This window comes from Streptomyces sp. NPDC043427 (genome assembly GCF_056436655.1).
The window spans coordinates 32,974-48,843 of the sequence record NZ_JBWKCC010000032.1 but is presented as its reverse complement, the minus strand read 5'-3'; the positions used below and the strand labels follow the sequence as shown (position 1 = coordinate 48,843).

The window sequence follows — 15,870 nt, the reverse complement described above, 5'->3', positions numbered from 1 at the left end:
TAGTGAGCTACAGATGCTCGATGTGATCGCCGGGCGGGATCGCCCGGCGGGTGTCCAGCACGTACGAAGCGTGTGCGTGAACAAGCTGCGGGTCGAACTCGGGGTGATCGGTCAGCACCAGGACGGCGTCGGCGGCGGCGAGTTGGGCGGCCTCCAGCCGAGTGGCCACGCGCAGTCCGGTGTCGTCGCCCACATGCGGGTCGACGACGGTGCAGGTCGCGCCACGTGCGGTGAGCGCGTCGATCACGTGACGGGCCGGCGATTCACGCATGTCGCTGGTGCCGGGCTTGTAGGCCAGCCCCAACGCCAGGATGCGTGCGCCGTTGAGGCACTTGGAGCGCTTGTTGAGGGCGCTCTGCAGACGCTCGACAACGTAGGCCGGCTGCCGTTCGTTGACCTCTTGCGCGAGTTCGACGAAACGGAAGGTCTCGCCGAGTTGTTGGCGCACGTGGTGGGAGAGATACACCGGGTCGATGGGCAGGCAGTGCCCGCCGACGCCGGGGCCGGGCGTGAACCGCATGAACCCGAAGGGCTTCGTGGCGGCACAGTCCAGGGCGTCACCGACGTCTATGTTCAACAGATGGCCGAGCTTGGCCAGTTCGTTGACGAGCGCGATGTTGACGTGCCGAAAGGTGTTCTCGAACACCTTCGCCAGCTCGGCCTCTTCCAGACCTGAGGCCGGCACGGTGACGTCGACGACCGAGTCGTAGAACTCCTTGACGCGGGCAAGGCAGGTCTGCGTCAGACCGGAGACGATCTTGGGTGTGTTCTCCAACCGCCAAGCGGTGTTGCCCGGGTCGATGCGCTCGGGGCTGAAGCCGACGTGGAAGTCACGTCCGGCCAGCAGACCGGATCCCTGCTCCAGAAGCGGAACGAGCACGTCGCGGGTGGTACCGGGGTAGGTGGTGGACTCGAGGACCACCGTGGCCCCCGGCTCAAGGCGCGGCGCCAGCGTCGCGGCGGCCTCGCGTACGCACGACAGGTCGGGAGCCCGGTCCCTCAGCGGGGTCGGGACCGTGATGACAGCGACGTCGAAGCCCTTCAGGTCCTCCGGCTCGGAGCTGGGGCGGTAGGAACCGGAGCTCAGCGCCCGTGTCAGTCGCGCGGAGTCGATGTCCTCGATGTACGAGGAGCCGGCGGCCAGTTGGTCGCGACGGGCCTCGTCGGGCTCGTAACCGACCACAGCGTGCCCCGCCTCGGCTGCTCGCATGGCCAGGGGCAGGCCGACGTAGCCCTGCCCGAGAACGCAGATGTTCATGGTGGATCCCCTCTGGAGCCGGCCCGCGATACATGCGGGCAGGCGAACGGCGCCCCTGAAGTGCGGTCGCTGCCCTGATCTGGGCAGGCGTCCGCGGCGTCGGGTACTGCATGGGTTTGCGGTACGGGTCCGCACCTTTGCTGCCACCCCCGCCGGGTTGCAGCAGACGTCCCGCTAATTCACTGCCGGCTCGACGACCGGTTCAGGCCCCCTGCCTGAAGGTGCGCAAGACGCACACGTCGATCTTCACAACTCCCCCTCATTCACACCGTTAAGAGTTCAACAGACTGGCGAAAAGTGGAAGCCCTGAAGTCGATTCAAGATCTGTGACTTATCTCGCAACGAGCAACCATTCAGCCTGTTGAGCCATCAGCAGGCAAGCTTTGGCCATGACTTGGGCGTCTCTTCGACACACGAGCGGGCGCGAACCGGGGGGCGGCGGTTTGGCGGCAGCCCTCGACGGCGCTCTCCAGAGGTGCGCCCTCATGGCCGATATCGATCTTCACAACTCTCGCCGAAATCGTCGTCCGACAAGGCTGCGACGGGCAGCCAGGGACATCGGCGGGGTCCGGAAACCTCGACAGTACTCAGAAGACGCGCACACGGTTTTGCTATTGACAACCGTTGCATTGCTAAAGCCCGTACACACGACGAAGGCCGGTGGGTCAGAGTCCCGCTTACGCGTGCTTGACCGGTGGCGGTCGGGCAGGCACCGGGTCCTGCCCCCCCCCCGGCCGACGCGCCCACCGAGGAGCTGATGTCGCTGGTCTACTTCGGCGAGTGCGCCCCGGGCACGCTCGTCGAGTCGGTGCCGACGCCGGGGGTGGGGTGGGTGGCGTATCCGCCGGTCGACTCGCACGTCTACCTGCGGGCGAAGCTGGATTCGATCACGATTGGCTGACGAGGTCTGAAAATTCGTGACCCAACGGACATCACGCGATCTAGTGCGAATCAACTTCCGCTCTTTACCCTGGCGTTGTAAGCCGTTCCAGGGGGAGGTGCGGTGCACAGACCGTTACACGGGCGGGGAGCGCTGTTCGACGGTGAGCCGCCGGGGCTGGTTCCCAGGCTGGTCGGGCTGCGCCCGTACGAACACCTCGCCGCGAAGGTCGACCATCCCCGCGCGTTACCGCTGCTGGTGCTCGCGGGCGGACGGGGTCTCGGCAAGAGCGCGGTGCTGTCCGAGCTGTGGGACGCGTACACGGAGCGGACCCGTAAGGGGGAGACCCGCAAGCGCACCCCGGTCGCGCTGATCGACTGCGAGGACGAGCAGTTCGCCGAGCCTGCGCACGAGGAGAGCCCCGAGTCCTGGTCGCCGGTGTGGCAGGCGCTGCTGGTGATCGCCGAGCAGTTGACCGAGCCGGTGAAGGCGGCCGGGCAGCTCACGTTCCCGAGGCTGACGGCGGGCCTGGTGGCGGTGCGGGCGAGCGACTGGAGCGGTCGTACGGACTCGGAGCGCATCCGGCGTGAGCTGGTGCGGATCCTGCTGCTGAACGAGCGGGGTTCACGGTTCAGCATGGCCGGGCGGTGGGCGGCGAAGGTCGCGGCGAAGGTGATCGCGGCCGCGAGCGGAGGCGGCCCGTTCGTCGCGGCGACCGTCGAGGCCACCCTGGAGGCGCTGTCCGAGGGCGTCACCGGACGCCGGGAGCAGCGGCCGTCCACCTGGTACCGCACGTATCCGAACGCGGGCGGCAACGCCAAGCGCGGTCTGCTGCTGCTCGCCGGGAACTTCCGGGCCGGCGGCACCTCGCGGGAGCACGCCGAGCGGTGGCTGGTGCGAGCACTGCTCGCCGACCTGGCCGAGGCGTACACGGGCCTGGGCTCGCACCTCACGCGGCTGGGCCGGCCCCTGGTGCTCCTGGACAACGTGCGGGACGGGCCGGGCCCGGGGCTGCTGGACGCGGTGCTGCGGGACCGGTCCGAGGGGGTCGCGGACCAGGTGGTGTTCATCGCGACCGTACGCGGCACGGAACTCGCGGCCCTGCGGGACGCGGTACGGCGGGAGCTGCCCGCCGTGGCGCGGGCCACGGAGTGGGAGCCGGGCGCCTCGCCGTCCTCGCGTGCGCTGCTGGTGCCGCTGCCGCCGCTGTCTCCGGACGACACCCTGCACATCGTGGGCGCGGTGTGCGACGACATCGAGGTGCCGCCGCAGCTCCCCCACGCGGTGCACCGGCTGACCGGCGGCAATCCGCTCGGCATCGTGCTGGTCGCCACCGCCGCGAAGCAGCATCCGCGCCGGGCCGCCTCCCTCGGCAGGCTGCTCACCGCGCGGATCACGGTGGAGGAAGACCAGGACGAGGGCCGTCCCGCCTACGGCGAGCTGCTGGACCGGCTGGTCCCGGCCGACCGGCTCGACGAGCTGACGGTGCTGGCCGCGGCCCACGACCACGACTCGGCGGTCGCGCTGGCCACCGCCCAGCTCCCGGACGACTTCGGCTCGTCGGGCGTACGGTCGCTGCGGGTGCGGCTCGCCGGGGAGGGGTTGCCCGCCGAGCCGGGCCACTTCGTGGGCGACCCCTTCGTGCGCGCCCTGCTGCTGCTCCGGCTGCACCACCGCACCGCGGACCACGCGAAGTGGCGTGAGGTGCACGAGACGCTGATCCGGCACTACACGGACGACGGGGAGGACAGCGACGGCGAGTCGGCCCGCTACCGCCTCCACCACGAGCTCGCCCTGGGCGACACGGCGGGCGCGGTGGCCCATCTGCGCGACACCTTCCACAGCGTGGACACCCGCACCTGGCTGGACACCCTGCGCTTCCTCGCCTCGGCGCCCTACTTCCACGCGCACGACGCCGAGGGCCGGGACTTCGCCGACCACGACGACCGGCGGGCGGCGATCGCGCTGGGCCGCACGGACGCCGGCCAACGGCCACCGGACGGCCTCGACGGCCTCTTCCACCTGCGGATACGGCGACTGCTGCACGCCGTCTGGCAGGTGGCCGACCCGCTGGTGCTGCCCGATCCGAGGGTGTGCGACCGGCTGCGGTTCGAGCTGCTGCAACTGTCCGACCTGCGGCCCGCGGGCGGGGCGCTGCTGTTCACGGCGTCGCAGACCTGGCCGCGGGACGCCCGCGCCGGGCGGCCGTTGCGCACGCCGGGTGAGGACGAGTCCGACGACCGGGACGGGGAGGCCTGATGGGAAGCCGTGCTGTGCGGTGGCTGCGCGACGTGTGGCAGATCCGCCTGTACCGCTATGTCGCCGTGCTGGTGGCGGCGGCGCTGATGGCAGGCCTGTTCTTCGGCATCAGGGCGCTGGCGCGGGAGGACCGCTCGTGTGCCGCCGGGGTCGAACGACCGGAGGACGGCGACGAGTGCGTGGGCGTCGCGACCACGGCATACGACTTCGGGCGGTCGCAGTTCCGGGAGGTGGTGCGGGCGATCGGCCGGGAGAACGAACGACTCGAGCCAGGCAGTTATGTGACGGTCGCGGTGATGCTGCCGTACACCGCGTCCAACCCGTCCACGGTGAGCGACATCCTGCACGAGGCGCAGGGCGCGTATCTCGCGCAGTGGCAGGCCAACCACAGCTCCAACGGGCAGGCACCGGCGATCCGGCTGGTGCTCGCCAATCCGGGGGCGACCGGCGACCACTGGCGGCACATGGTGGACCAGCTGGAGCGGATGGCGAAGGGCGCCGACCGGCTGCGCGCGGTCGTGGGGGTCGGTATGAGCACCGACAACAACAAGGCGGCGGTGCAGGAGCTGACCCGGCGCGGGATCCCGGTGGTCGGCAGTTCCATCACCGCCGACGACCTCGCAGGCGGCCAGGGGGGCTCGGACCCGTTCCCCGGGCTCGCCCGTGTCGCCCCCACCAACACCGACCAGGCCCGCGCGCTCGCCTCCTTCGCGAAGGTGTCGGCGGGCAAGGCGCTGCTGGTGTACGACAAGCCGGGCGACCCGTACACGCGGACCCTGCAGACGTCGTTCGCGAAGCTGATCGAGGGCTCGCCGTACGAGCCGCAGCCGTTCACGCCACCGGCCGACCGCAGTCAGGAGGGGACGACCGCGAACACGTTCCGGCAGATCACCCACCTGGTGTGCGACACGTCCCCGGAGACCGACACGATCCTGTTCGCGGGCCGGCACACCCAGCTGCGGCAGTTCATCAACGCGCTGGGCCGGCGCGGCTGCCAGGAGCGGAAGTTCACGCTGCTCACGGGGGACGAGGGTTCGTACCTGACCCATGAGAAGGACCTGGACCGCGGCGCCCTCAAGCGCAACCTCTCCGTCCGCTACACATCCCTCGCCCATCCGGACGCCTGGCTGAAGGACACGGCGAAGACCGGCGGCTCGGCGACGGACACGCGGGCCCTGACCGCGCTGCTGGCGCGTGCCGCGCGCGAGCCCGTCGGGCCGCTCGGCCCGGTCGGTCTGGACGACGGGCAGCTGATCATCGGGTACGACGCCATGCTCCTCGCCGTCCACGGCATCCGCGAGGCCACCCCCGACGGCAAGGTGGTCGCGCCGCTCGCGGACGTCGGCCTTCAGTGGCCGCAGGTCAAGGGCTCACTGCGGGTGAACGGCGTGAGCGGCTGGATCTGCCTCGACGTACACGGCAACCCGTACGACAAGGCCGTCCCGGTCGTCGAACTCACCGCCGAAGGTGGCTCCCGCTTCGTCCGCATCGCCTGGCCGGAGGGCAGGCCCCCGGGTAAGGAGTGCCTGCCGCCGTCGTGACCGGACCCCTCGGCGCGTCACACGCCCGCGTACGAGTGCTTGCCGCTCACGAAGATGTTCACGCCGTAGTAGTTGAACAGCCAGCAGCCGAAGGCGGCCATCGCGAGGTAGGCGGCCTTGCGGCCCTTCCAGCCGGCGGTGGCGCGGGCGTGCAGGTAGCAGGCGTAGGCGACCCAGGTGATGAAGGACCAGGTCTCCTTGGGGTCCCAGTTCCAGTAGCGGCCCCAGGCGTCGCCCGCCCAGATGGCGCCCGCGATGATCGTGAACGTCCACAGCGGGAAGACGGCCGCGTTGACGCGGTAGGCGAACTTGTCCAGGGAGGCGGAGGACGGCAGCCGGTCCAGGAACGAGTTGGCGAACTTGCCGGGCTTGCCGCCGGTCGCCAGCTTGTTCTCGTAGGAGTCCTTGAACAGGTACAGGATCGTGGCGACCGCGCCTACGTAGAACACCGCGCCGCAGAAGATCGCGGTGGAGACGTGGATGTACAGCCAGTACGAGTGCAGGGCGGGGACCAGCTGGTCGCTCGCCGTGTACAGGACGGTGACCGCGAGGCCGAGGTCGAGCAGGACCGTGGTGATCAGGAACAGGCCGAGCCAGCGGATGTTCTTCTTCAGCGCCAGCAGTCCGAGGTACACGCCGACGGCGACCGTCGAGAACGTGATGTTGAACTCGTACATGTTGCCCCACGGCGCCCGCTCCACCGAGGCCGCGCGGGCGACGACACCGCCCAGCTCGACGATGAAGGCAAGCACGGTGAGGGAGATGGCGATCCGCCCGTAGAGGTCGCCCTGCTCGTCGCCGCCGTGCGCGCCCGGCCCGTCGGGCACGTCACGCGTGCCGGACGCGGACCGGACGACGACCTTCGGCCGCTCGAGGACGGCGGTGCCGCCGCTGTTCTGCACGGTGACGGCGGGCGCCTTCGCCTTGGTCTTCACGTCGGCGGTGAGCGCGGCGGCGGTACGGCCGACCTTGCTGCGGCTGCCGAGGATCCACTCGGCCATGTAGGCGAAGAAGGCGAGGGTGTAGACGGCCATCGCCGAATAGATCAGCGTGTTGCTGATGTTGGCGAGATTCTCGTTGGTGGCGGCGGCCAGATCGGTTGCGGCGGCGAGAGTCACTTCGTCTCAGCCCCTTCGGCAGGTACGACTTGGGGGTCGGGGGAATCTGGGAGGTCTGCGGAGTCGTCGTGGTCGGCTGCTCCGGGGGCCTGGTCGTACAGGATTCCGGCGAGGTCGCCGAGCTCCTCGGGCACCTTGGCGGACTCGCTGCGGCCGAGTCCGGCCATCTCGACGACGGTGACGCCGTCGGCTCCCTTCACCGCACGCACCCACACCCGTCGGCGCTGGATGAACAGGGAGGCGGCGAGGCCGAAGATCGCGGTGAGGGCGCCGACGAGGGCCCATCCGCCGCCGGGTTCCTGGACGATCTGGAAGTTCGCCCACTCCTTGGTGCCCTCGTAGGTGATCGAGCCGGCGCCGTTCGGCAGCTTCATGGTCTCGCCGGGCGTGAGGTTGTCCCTGAGCTGGGCACCCTTGGCGTCCTTGAAGTCCTTCATGTGCGCCTTGTCGAGCTGGTACACGCTCTGCGGGATGCCCGAGTTGACGCCGAGGTCGCCGTGGTACGGCGCCAGGTTCATCACCGGATTCAGCAGCGCCGGGAACTGCGAGGCGACCTCGTTGCCCTTGACGTAGGTCGGCAGGAAGAAGGCCTGGAAGGCGAGCTGTTCGCTGACGCCCTTGGCGTTGCGGTAGCCGTCGAGGACCTTGATCACGCCGGAGGAGGTGACGTTGGAGTCGAGCGGGAGCAGGGGCACGGCGTCCTGGTAGACGATGTTGCCCTTGCCGTCGCGGACGGTGACCTCGGGGGCGTAGCCGTGGGCGGTGAGGTAGACCTTCGCGTCGCCGATCTCCAGCGGGTGGTTGACCTTGACGAGGGTCTTCCTGTCCTTGCCGTAGGCGCCCTCGCTGTAGGTGATGGCGGCCTGGTAGGTGCGCGGGGTGCCCTTGTTGGGGCCGGAGGTCTCGTACGTGCCGGTGAACTTGTTCAGGGTGAAGCTGAACGGCACCAGGTCGTCGGTGCTGAAGAGGTTGCCGGACTTGATGTCGTCGTAGGAGATGAGGGTGTTGGAGAAGCCGTCGCCGTCGCCCTCGACGACCAGCTTGTTGCCCTCGGACTTGTACAGCTGGCCCACGGCGAAGGCGACCAGCAGCACGATCAGCGCGATGTGGAAGGCGAGGTTGCCGATCTCGCGCAGGTAGCCCTTCTCGGCGGCGACGGCGTCACCGGCGAGGTGGGCGCGGAAACGGCGCTTCTTCAGCAGGGCGAGCGCGGCCTCGCGGACCTGCTCGGGCTCGGCCTCGGTGCGCCATGTCGTGTACGCGGGCAGCCGGGTCAGGCGCTTGGGGGCGCCCGGCGGGCGGCTGCGCAGCTGGCCCACGAACTGCCAGGTGCGGGGCACGATGCAGCCGATGAGGGAGACGAACAGCAGGATGTAGATCGCGGAGAACCACACCGAGCCGTAGACGTTGAAGAGGCCGAGCTTGTCGTAGATCGGCGCGAGGGTGGAGTGGCTCTTCTCGAAGTCGGCGACCTTGGTGGCGTCCGGGCCGGTCTGCGGGATCAGCGAGCCGGGGATCGCGCCGAGCGCGAGGAGCAGCAGGAGCAGCAGGGCGACCCGCATGGAGGTCAGCTGGCGCCAGAACCAGCGGGCCCAGCCGATGACACCGAGGGCGGGTACGTTGGCGAGGGTCTCGACGGGCGCTGTGGAGAGCTGGGAGCCGGCGGCGCCGAGATCCTGGTCGTCGGGGGCGGCGGCCGGGGTCGTCTCGCCGGTTGCAGTGGTCTTGCTCATGGATCAGATCCCCACGGTGAAGCCGGCGGACCAGGACTGAAGGTCCTGCACGATGCGGTCCCACACACCGGTCAGCAGCAGCAGACCGGTCAGGATCATCATCGTGCCGCCGATCCGCATCACCCAGACATAGTGACGTTTGACCCAACCGAAGGCGCCGAGCGCCTTGCGGAAGGCGACCGCGGCAAGCACGAAGGGCACACCGAGGCCGAGGCAGTAGGCGACGGTCAGTATGGCACCTCGGCCGGCGCTCGCCTCGTTGTAGGAGAGCGCGATCACAGAGGTCAGGGTCGGGCCGATGCACGGTGCCCACCCGATGCCGAACAGCGCGCCCAGCAGCGGAGCGCCGACCAGTCCGGCCACGGGCCGCTTGTGGATACGGAACTCCCGCTGGGTCATGCCGGGCAACAGCCCCATGAAGAAGATGCCCATGAGGATCATGAGGACGCCGAGCACCTTGGACAGGACGCCCTTGTGCTCCTGGAGCGTGTCCCCGAAGTAGCCGAACAGGGCACCGCTGGAGACGAACACGGCGGTGAAGCCGAGGACGAAGAGGGAGGCGCCGGCGACCATCCGCCCGCGCCGGGCCTCGGCCAGATCCGTGCCGGCGACCCCGGTGACGTACGACAGATAACCGGGGACGAGCGGCAGGACGCAGGGAGAGAAGAAGGAGACGAGACCGCCCAGCAAGGCGATGGGCAGCGCGATCAGCAAAGCGCCGCTCATCACCGTCTGATTGGGGTCGGTCGCCGCGGCGAGCGTGGTGAGCGCGCTCACGTCACTTCTCCGCGAGGACCGGGTCGATCATCGAGCGAAGCCTGTCCTCGCTGAGGGCGGCCAGTGAGCGGGCCGCGATCTTCCCGTCCCGGTCGAGTACGAGCGTGGAGGGGATCGCCTGCGGGTTGAGCGTGCCCTTCTTGAAGCGGAGCATCAGCTTGCCGGTCGGGTCGTACAGGCTGGGGTAGGTGACGCCCTGCTGCTTCTCGAAGGCGAGGGCGTTGCTGGTCTTGGTGTCACGGGTGTTGATGCCGACGAACTGGACGCCCTTGCCCTGGAGGTCCTTGTAGACCTTCTCGAAGTTGGGCGCCTCGGCGCGGCACGGGGCGCACCAGGAGCCCCACACGTTCAGGACGACGACCTTGCCCTTGTAGGAGTCGACGTCGAGCTGCTTGCCGTTGATGGTCTTGCCGGAGAGGTCGGGGGCCTGGGCCCGCTCGCCCTTCTTGGCGGTCGCGATGCCGTCCTTGCCCATGACGAAGTTGGTGTCGCCGCCCCCGCCGGACGTACCGCCCGAACTGCATGCGGAAAGGGTCAGTGCGGTGACCGCGGCGCCTGCGCCGATCAGGGCGGCGCGGCGCGAGCGGATCCATGCGGTGGAGCTCTGGGGGGCGCGGCTGGCACTCATGTGAAAAGTTTCGCATGCCCGTTCCGGGGATCTTGCGCACCCCCCTTGCGGGCGGAAACCCGCATTTCAGGCGGCGTTCGAGGAGCCCGTCGCGGGGGTCTTCGGGGTCTCCTGGAGGAACGTCTTCCAACCCCCGGCCGGCTGCTGCCCGACCCCGAGCGTGCGCAGCTTGGCCAGCACCTCGGGCTTCTGCACGTCGATCCAGTCCACGAACTGCCGGAAGGAGACCAGCCGTACGTCGCCGCCCTTCTCCTTCTCGCGCGCGATGTGTTTGAAGGCCTCCTCGACGGCGTCCATGTAGATGCCGCCGTTCCACTGCTCGAAGTGGTTGCCGACGAAGAAGGGTGCGCGGTTTGTCTCATATGCCCGCTTGAAGCCGGATATGTACGCCTGGGCCGACTGCTTGCGCCAGCCCGGGTAGTTGGCGGGCGGCGCCTTGGTCGAGTTGATCGACTGGTTGGCGAGCATGTTGTAGTCCATCGAGAGGACCTCGAAACCACGTCCGGGGAAAGGTATCTGCTGCAACGGCAGGTCCCAGATCCCCTGCTTCTTCTGCGGCCAGACCTGCGTGCCGCCGGAGGAGGAGGCGTCGTAGCGCCAGCCGAGGGCCTTGGCCGTGGGCAGCAGGTTGCTCTGGCCGAGCAGGCAGGGCGTGCGGGCGCCGACGAGTTCCTTGTCGTAGTCGAAGGGCAGGGACGGCATGTCGGTCCAGCCGGTGTTGGTGCGCCACTCCTTGACGAAGGACTTCGCCTGGTCGATCTCGCTGCGCCACTGCTTCGGCGTCCAGTTGCCGACGGTCCCGCTCCCGGAGCAGAAGTGCCCGTTGAAGTGCGTGCCTATCTCGTGCCCTTCGAGCCAGGCCCGGCGGACGTTGGTCAGCGTCATCTTCACGTGCTCGTCGGTGAGGTAGCCGATGTCGGAGGCGCCGCGCGGGTTGTTCGGCGGGTCGTACAGCCGCTTCTTCGACTCGGGCAGCAGATACAGCCCGGAGAGGAAGAAGGTCATGCTCGCGCCGTGCTCCTTGGCGAGGTCCAGGAAGCGCGGGAAGAGTCCGTTGCCGACCTCGCCCGCGCCGTCCCAGGAGAAGATGACGAACTGCGGGGGCTCCTGACCGGGCTCCAGCGGCACCGGCTTGCCGGGCTGGTGGGGCTGCTTGCCGGTGAAGGAGGTGGAACCGTCGCCGATGGGGCGGGCGGTGGGCTTCGGGCTGCCGGAAGGTTTGCCGGAACGGCCCTTACCGGAACCGGTACTGTCCTTCGACCCGTCTGACGACGTGAGGCTGCCGCAGCCCGCGAGTCCTGCGGCGGCCGCGGCGCCCGCGCCGAGTCCGAGCATCCCCCTGCGAGTGAGAGCGCGCATTGCTTCCCCGATTCGTACGTCCTCTGGTGGTCACCCAGTCAGAGGACGTGACGAAGGGGGAGGTTCCCCGCGATTACCTCAAAGTTGCAATATTTGTCACGAACGTGTCATAGAGGCACTCGGGTCGCTCAGCTCACGCCCCGAAGGCCTTGCCCTGCCCCTTCACCGGCTTGGCACCGGCGAGAAGATGGGCCGGGACCAAGTCGCGGGCGGGCTCGGTGTAGCCCACGGACACGATCTTGTCGCCCTGGTACGTGAACGTCGTCAGCGAGGCGAGCGTGCACTGCCGCTTGCGCGGGTCGTGCCACAGCCGGCGCCGCTCGACGTACGAGCGCACGATCCAGATCGGCAGCTGGTGACTGACGAGCACGGCCTCGTGCCCGCGGGCCGCGTCCTTCGCCGCGTCCAGCGCCCCCTTCATCCGGACGACCTGGTCGACGTAGGGCTCACCCCACGACGGCTTGAAGGGGTTCACGAGGTGCTTCCAGTTGCCGGGCTTGCGCAGCGCACCGTCGCCGACGCCGAACGTCTTGCCCTGGAAGACGTTCTCGGCCTCCAGGAGCCGCTCGTCCGTGGCGAGGTCCAGGCCGTGCGCCTTGGCGATCGGCGTCGCGGTCTCCTGGGCCCGCTCCAGCGGGGAGGCGACGACGTACGTCACATCGCGGGAGGAGAGGTGCTCGGCGACCCGGTCGGCCATCTGCCGCCCGAGCTCGGAGAGGTGGTACCCGGCGAGCCTGCCGTACAGGATCCCGTCCGGGTTGGCCACCTCGCCGTGACGCATGAGGTGGACGACGGTGATGTCCTCGTTGCTGGTCATGCCGCTGTGGCCTCCGCAGCCGCTCGGGCCGCCGCCGGGAGGGCGTCGGCGATCCGCTGGACGGCCCGCTCGTCGTGGGCCGTGGAAACGAACCAGGACTCGAAGGACGACGGCGGCAGGTAGACGCCGTTCGCCAGCAGCGAGTGGAAGAAGGCGGTGAAGCGGAACGACTCCTGCGCCTTGGCGTCGTCGTAGGTGCGCACCGCGCGGTCCGTGAAGAAGACGGAGAACATGTTGGAGGCGCTCTGCACGGTGTGCGCGACGCCCTCCTTGGTGAGCGCCTCGGACACGAGCGCCTGGATCTGCTCCGACACGGTGTTGACCTTGACGTACGCGGCGTCGTCGAGGAGGCGCAGCTGGGCGAGCCCGGCGGCGGTGGCGATCGGGTTCCCGGAGAGGGTGCCGGCCTGGTAGACGGGCCCGGCGGGCGCGAGGTGCGCCATCACGTCGGCGCGACCGCCGAACGCGGCCGCGGGGAAGCCGCCGCCCATGACCTTGCCGAAGGTCATGAGGTCGGGCTTGACCCCGTCGATCCCGTACCAGCCGGCGCGGCTGGTGCGGAACCCGGTCATGACCTCGTCGGAGATGAAGAGCGCGCCGTTCGCCCGGCAGGCGTCCTTGAGTCCCTGGTTGAACCCGGGCAGCGGCGGTACGACGCCCATGTTGCCGGGCGAGGCCTCGGTGATCACGCAGGCGATCTCGCCGGGGTGCCGGTGGAAGGCCTCCTGCACGGCCTCCAGGTCGTTGTACGGCAGCACGATCGTGTCGCCGGCCTGGGCGCCGGTGACGCCCGGGGTGTCGGGAAGCGCGAAGGTGGCGACGCCGCTGCCCGCGGCGGCGAGGAGCGAGTCCACGTGGCCGTGGTAGCAGCCGGCGAACTTGATCACCTTGGACCGCCGGGTGAACCCGCGGGCGAGCCGGATCGCCGACATGGTGGCCTCGGTCCCGCTGGAGACGAGCCGCACCTGCTCCACGGGCTCCACGCGCGCGACGATCTCCTCGGCGAGCGCGACCTCGCCCTCACCGGGCGTACCGAAGGAGGTACCGCGGGCGACGGCGTCCTGCACGGCGGCGATCACGTCGGGGTGCGAGTGCCCGAGGATCATGGGCCCCCAGGAGCAGACCAGATCGACGTACTCACGACCGTCCGCGTCCGTCAGGTACGGACCGGTACCGGACACCATGAACCGGGGCGTTCCGCCCACGGCGCGGAAGGCGCGCACCGGGGAGTTCACGCCACCCGGCGTGACGACGGCCGCACGGTCGAATAGAGCCTGCGAGACAGGCGCATCGTATGAATAAGGCAGTTCGCTCATGACCTGCGACTTCTCCGACCTCTCGGACTCCGGTTGCCATGTGACTACCTCAGGGTAGGCCAGCGGGCGCGGCGGGCAGCGGGGAGCGGGCCCCGGGCTGCCGGGAGACCCCGCGCAGCCCCTCGGCGCCCCTTGCTGAACCGGCGCACAGTCCGCATAACGTGGCGCGCGACCCGGGGCCCCGCATGATCTGCGAGACTGAGACCTGATACACGCAGCTCAACCGGGCCATGGTGTACAGAACCTTGCACCGTGGCGCGTTCAGGGCTGCAAAGATCCTGCGGACAGGTGTTTCAACGCACGTTTCGGCGGGCGACCGTGGGGGAGGTCACTGACACGATGATCGGGTTGCGCGGCGGGGGCCACGCGTCCTAAAAAAGCAGTCGGGTGGAGATATGCATCGCGGTGGCGGACTGGGCGAGGGGACTGACGATCTGGGTCCTCGACGTGCCCGGCGGGGAAGGCACCGACGCGACGCGGAGGACGCGACCGAAGCACGTCAGACACACGGTGTACCGAGTGAGTCCGATCGGCTCGACCGACGGGTCGAGCAGTTGAAGGCGGGGAGCAGGAATGGTGGTCGGGTGGGGGTGACGTACAAGTACTTCGGCGCGCCCGACGGCGCGACCGCGGCCCGCGTCCCGATCTCGATGCGCCCCGAGGAACTCGGCGGTGACGAGCTGGGCATGAACGGCATGTTCACCAAGATCAAGCCGGAGACGATGGCGGCGATGGTGCTGACCGGCATCGAGGGCGTACCCCTGCACAAGGTGCCGCCCCTCGAACTGGTCGTCCTGCACCCCGACTACGCCGTGGTCAAACTCCCCATGACGGTCGTGGACCCCCTCCGCGACATCGGCGAGGAAGCCGTCGGCGCGGCGGCCTTCATCTGGTCCACGGTGCCGGACCGGGGCGGGCCTCGGGACGCGTTCAACGTGTACCAGCTGCTGCACGAGTGGCAGGACTTCTCGCATCGGTTGCATGAGGCGGGGCATCAGCCTTATTGCCTGGTGTGGCCCTGAGCGGGAGTTCCACTGGTTTCGGGCGGGGTTTTCGGACCCCGCCTTCGTCATGTGCCGGGTGGAGCCGTCAGGCGGCCAGGCACTGCGGGTGCCCTCACCGACACGGTTCGATTCGGCGGGGGGCGCACCTACGCCGAAACGGGCTCAGTGCCGATGCCCCTCGCCGGTCTCTCCCGTGGCCGCCGCCCCGCCGGAGCGGACCGTGAACGCCGCGGTGTGAACGCGTCCCTCATGCTTGAAGTCGAGGAAGAGGCGGTAGGTGCCGCTACTGGGCGCCGTGGCCGTGAACGAGATGTCGGGGCCGGGCCTGGTGGCGCCGTCGCCGGGTTCGCCGCCTGGGTGGACGTGGAGGTAAGCGAGGTCACCGGAGCGCAGGGCGACGAGGTGGCCGTACGCACCGAGGTAGGGCTGGAGGTCGGTGACCGGCCTGCCGTCGCGGGACACCGTCAGTTTCAGTTCGCCGGCCGCGCCCGGGCGCAGCTTTCCGGCGAGCTCGACGTCGTAGCCGTCGGTCTTGGCCGTGGTGCTGGGCGCGGGCAGGCCCTTCGGTTCGTACCGGCCCGAAGCCTCGAGATCCGCGCCGAGGACGAGGTTCTTCGCCCCCTTCTGCGCCGGGGTGAAGTCGGCGAAGACCCGGTAGCCGCCTGCCCGGGGCAGGTTGACGGGGGTGCTCCAGGTTCCGTCGGCGGCGCGGGTTGGGTGCAGGTGGCGGTAGGTGTTCAGGTCGCGTGAGGCCAGGATGAGGTGGAGTTCCTTGTCGTGCTCGCGCCGGTACTCGGTGACGGCCGTGCCGTTCCCGTCCCGGATGGCGAAGCGCAGATCGGCCTGCCGCCCCGCTGCGGCCCTTGGGGTCTTGAGGTCGAGGGTGTAGCCGCCGTCGGAAATCTGCAGCCCGCCGGCCGCCGGAGTCGACGCGTGCCCCGCATGGGCGCCGCCGTCCGGTGTCGGTGATTCCTCACTGTGGCTGTCATGGCGCGCGGGTTCCTCCTTCGCGGTGACGGGGTCGACGCCCTTGCCTACGCCGTAGGCGGTGCCGAACGTCGCGGCGAGCGCGGCGGCGAACGCGGTGATCTTCAATCCAGCACGCATGGGTGCCTCCCGGAGAACGGGGCCCTCGGGACTTGGGCGGAGGACCTCAACGCACCTCAAGATACCCCCAGGG

12 protein-coding genes and 1 pseudogene are annotated in these 15,870 nt (G+C 69.4%); 4 read left to right on the top strand and 9 right to left on the bottom strand.

Annotated features, from left to right (window positions below):
• Positions 1-7 precede the first annotated feature (7 nt).
• A complete protein-coding gene (locus AC067M_RS36530) occupies positions 8-1,258 on the bottom strand; it encodes a nucleotide sugar dehydrogenase (protein WP_478701319.1) in 1,251 nt (416 codons plus the stop codon).
• A 689-nt stretch (positions 1,259-1,947) separates the two neighbouring features.
• Between AC067M_RS36530 and AC067M_RS36525 the strand changes: the two are divergent.
• The 3 genes and pseudogenes from AC067M_RS36525 to AC067M_RS36515 all read left to right on the top strand — a co-directional run.
• Positions 1,948-2,159, top strand: a pseudogene (locus AC067M_RS36525) (isopenicillin N synthase family dioxygenase); the annotation flags it as partial.
• A gap of 102 nt (positions 2,160-2,261) precedes the next feature.
• Positions 2,262-4,397: a hypothetical protein gene (locus AC067M_RS36520; RefSeq protein WP_478701318.1), complete on the top strand. Its 2,136-nt coding sequence runs from the start codon at positions 2,262-2,264 to the stop codon at positions 4,395-4,397.
• Positions 4,397-5,938, top strand: a complete 1,542-nt coding sequence (locus tag AC067M_RS36515; protein WP_478701317.1) for an ABC transporter substrate-binding protein — start codon at positions 4,397-4,399, stop codon at positions 5,936-5,938. Before AC067M_RS36520 ends, AC067M_RS36515 begins: the two co-directional genes overlap by 1 nt.
• A 17-nt stretch (positions 5,939-5,955) precedes the next feature.
• On the opposite strand, the gene ccsB is transcribed toward AC067M_RS36515, so the two are convergent.
• The 7 genes from ccsB to hemL form a co-directional block, all read right to left on the bottom strand.
• Positions 5,956-7,056, bottom strand: a complete 1,101-nt coding sequence (ccsB, locus tag AC067M_RS36510; protein ID WP_478701316.1) for a c-type cytochrome biogenesis protein CcsB — start codon at positions 7,054-7,056, stop codon at positions 5,956-5,958.
• Entirely contained in the window at positions 7,053-8,789 is a 1,737-nt protein-coding gene (gene resB, locus AC067M_RS36505) for a cytochrome c biogenesis protein ResB (protein WP_478701315.1), read from the bottom strand. The genes ccsB and resB overlap by 4 nt, the downstream gene beginning before the upstream one ends.
• Positions 8,790-8,792: 3 nt before the next feature.
• Complete coding sequence (locus AC067M_RS36500; RefSeq protein ID WP_478701314.1) at positions 8,793-9,566, bottom strand: cytochrome c biogenesis CcdA family protein; 774 nt, start codon at positions 9,564-9,566, stop codon at positions 8,793-8,795.
• A 1-nt stretch (position 9,567) separates the two neighbouring features.
• Positions 9,568-10,194, bottom strand: coding sequence for a TlpA family protein disulfide reductase (locus tag AC067M_RS36495; RefSeq protein ID WP_478701313.1), 627 nt, complete (start codon positions 10,192-10,194; stop codon positions 9,568-9,570).
• 66 nt (positions 10,195-10,260) lie between these two features.
• Entirely contained in the window at positions 10,261-11,553 is a 1,293-nt protein-coding gene (locus AC067M_RS36490) for a polysaccharide deacetylase family protein (protein WP_478701312.1), read from the bottom strand.
• Between the two features lie 133 nt (positions 11,554-11,686).
• Positions 11,687-12,370, bottom strand: a complete 684-nt coding sequence (locus tag AC067M_RS36485) for a histidine phosphatase family protein (protein WP_478701311.1) — start codon at positions 12,368-12,370, stop codon at positions 11,687-11,689.
• Positions 12,367-13,686: a glutamate-1-semialdehyde 2,1-aminomutase gene (gene hemL, locus AC067M_RS36480; RefSeq protein ID WP_478701310.1), complete on the bottom strand. Its 1,320-nt coding sequence runs from the start codon at positions 13,684-13,686 to the stop codon at positions 12,367-12,369. Before hemL ends, AC067M_RS36485 begins: the two co-directional genes overlap by 4 nt.
• 395 nt (positions 13,687-14,081) lie before the next feature.
• On the opposite strand from hemL, the gene AC067M_RS36475 reads away from it, so the two are divergent.
• A complete protein-coding gene (locus AC067M_RS36475) occupies positions 14,082-14,708 on the top strand; it encodes a hypothetical protein (protein ID WP_478701309.1) in 627 nt (208 codons plus the stop codon).
• A 144-nt stretch (positions 14,709-14,852) separates the two neighbouring features.
• Here AC067M_RS36475 and AC067M_RS36470 read toward each other — a convergent pair whose 3' ends face one another.
• Positions 14,853-15,797 carry a hypothetical protein gene (locus tag AC067M_RS36470; RefSeq protein WP_478701308.1) on the bottom strand — a complete coding sequence of 315 codons (945 nt, stop codon included), beginning with the start codon at positions 15,795-15,797 and terminating at the stop codon, positions 14,853-14,855.
• Between the last annotated feature and the right edge of the window lie 73 nt (positions 15,798-15,870).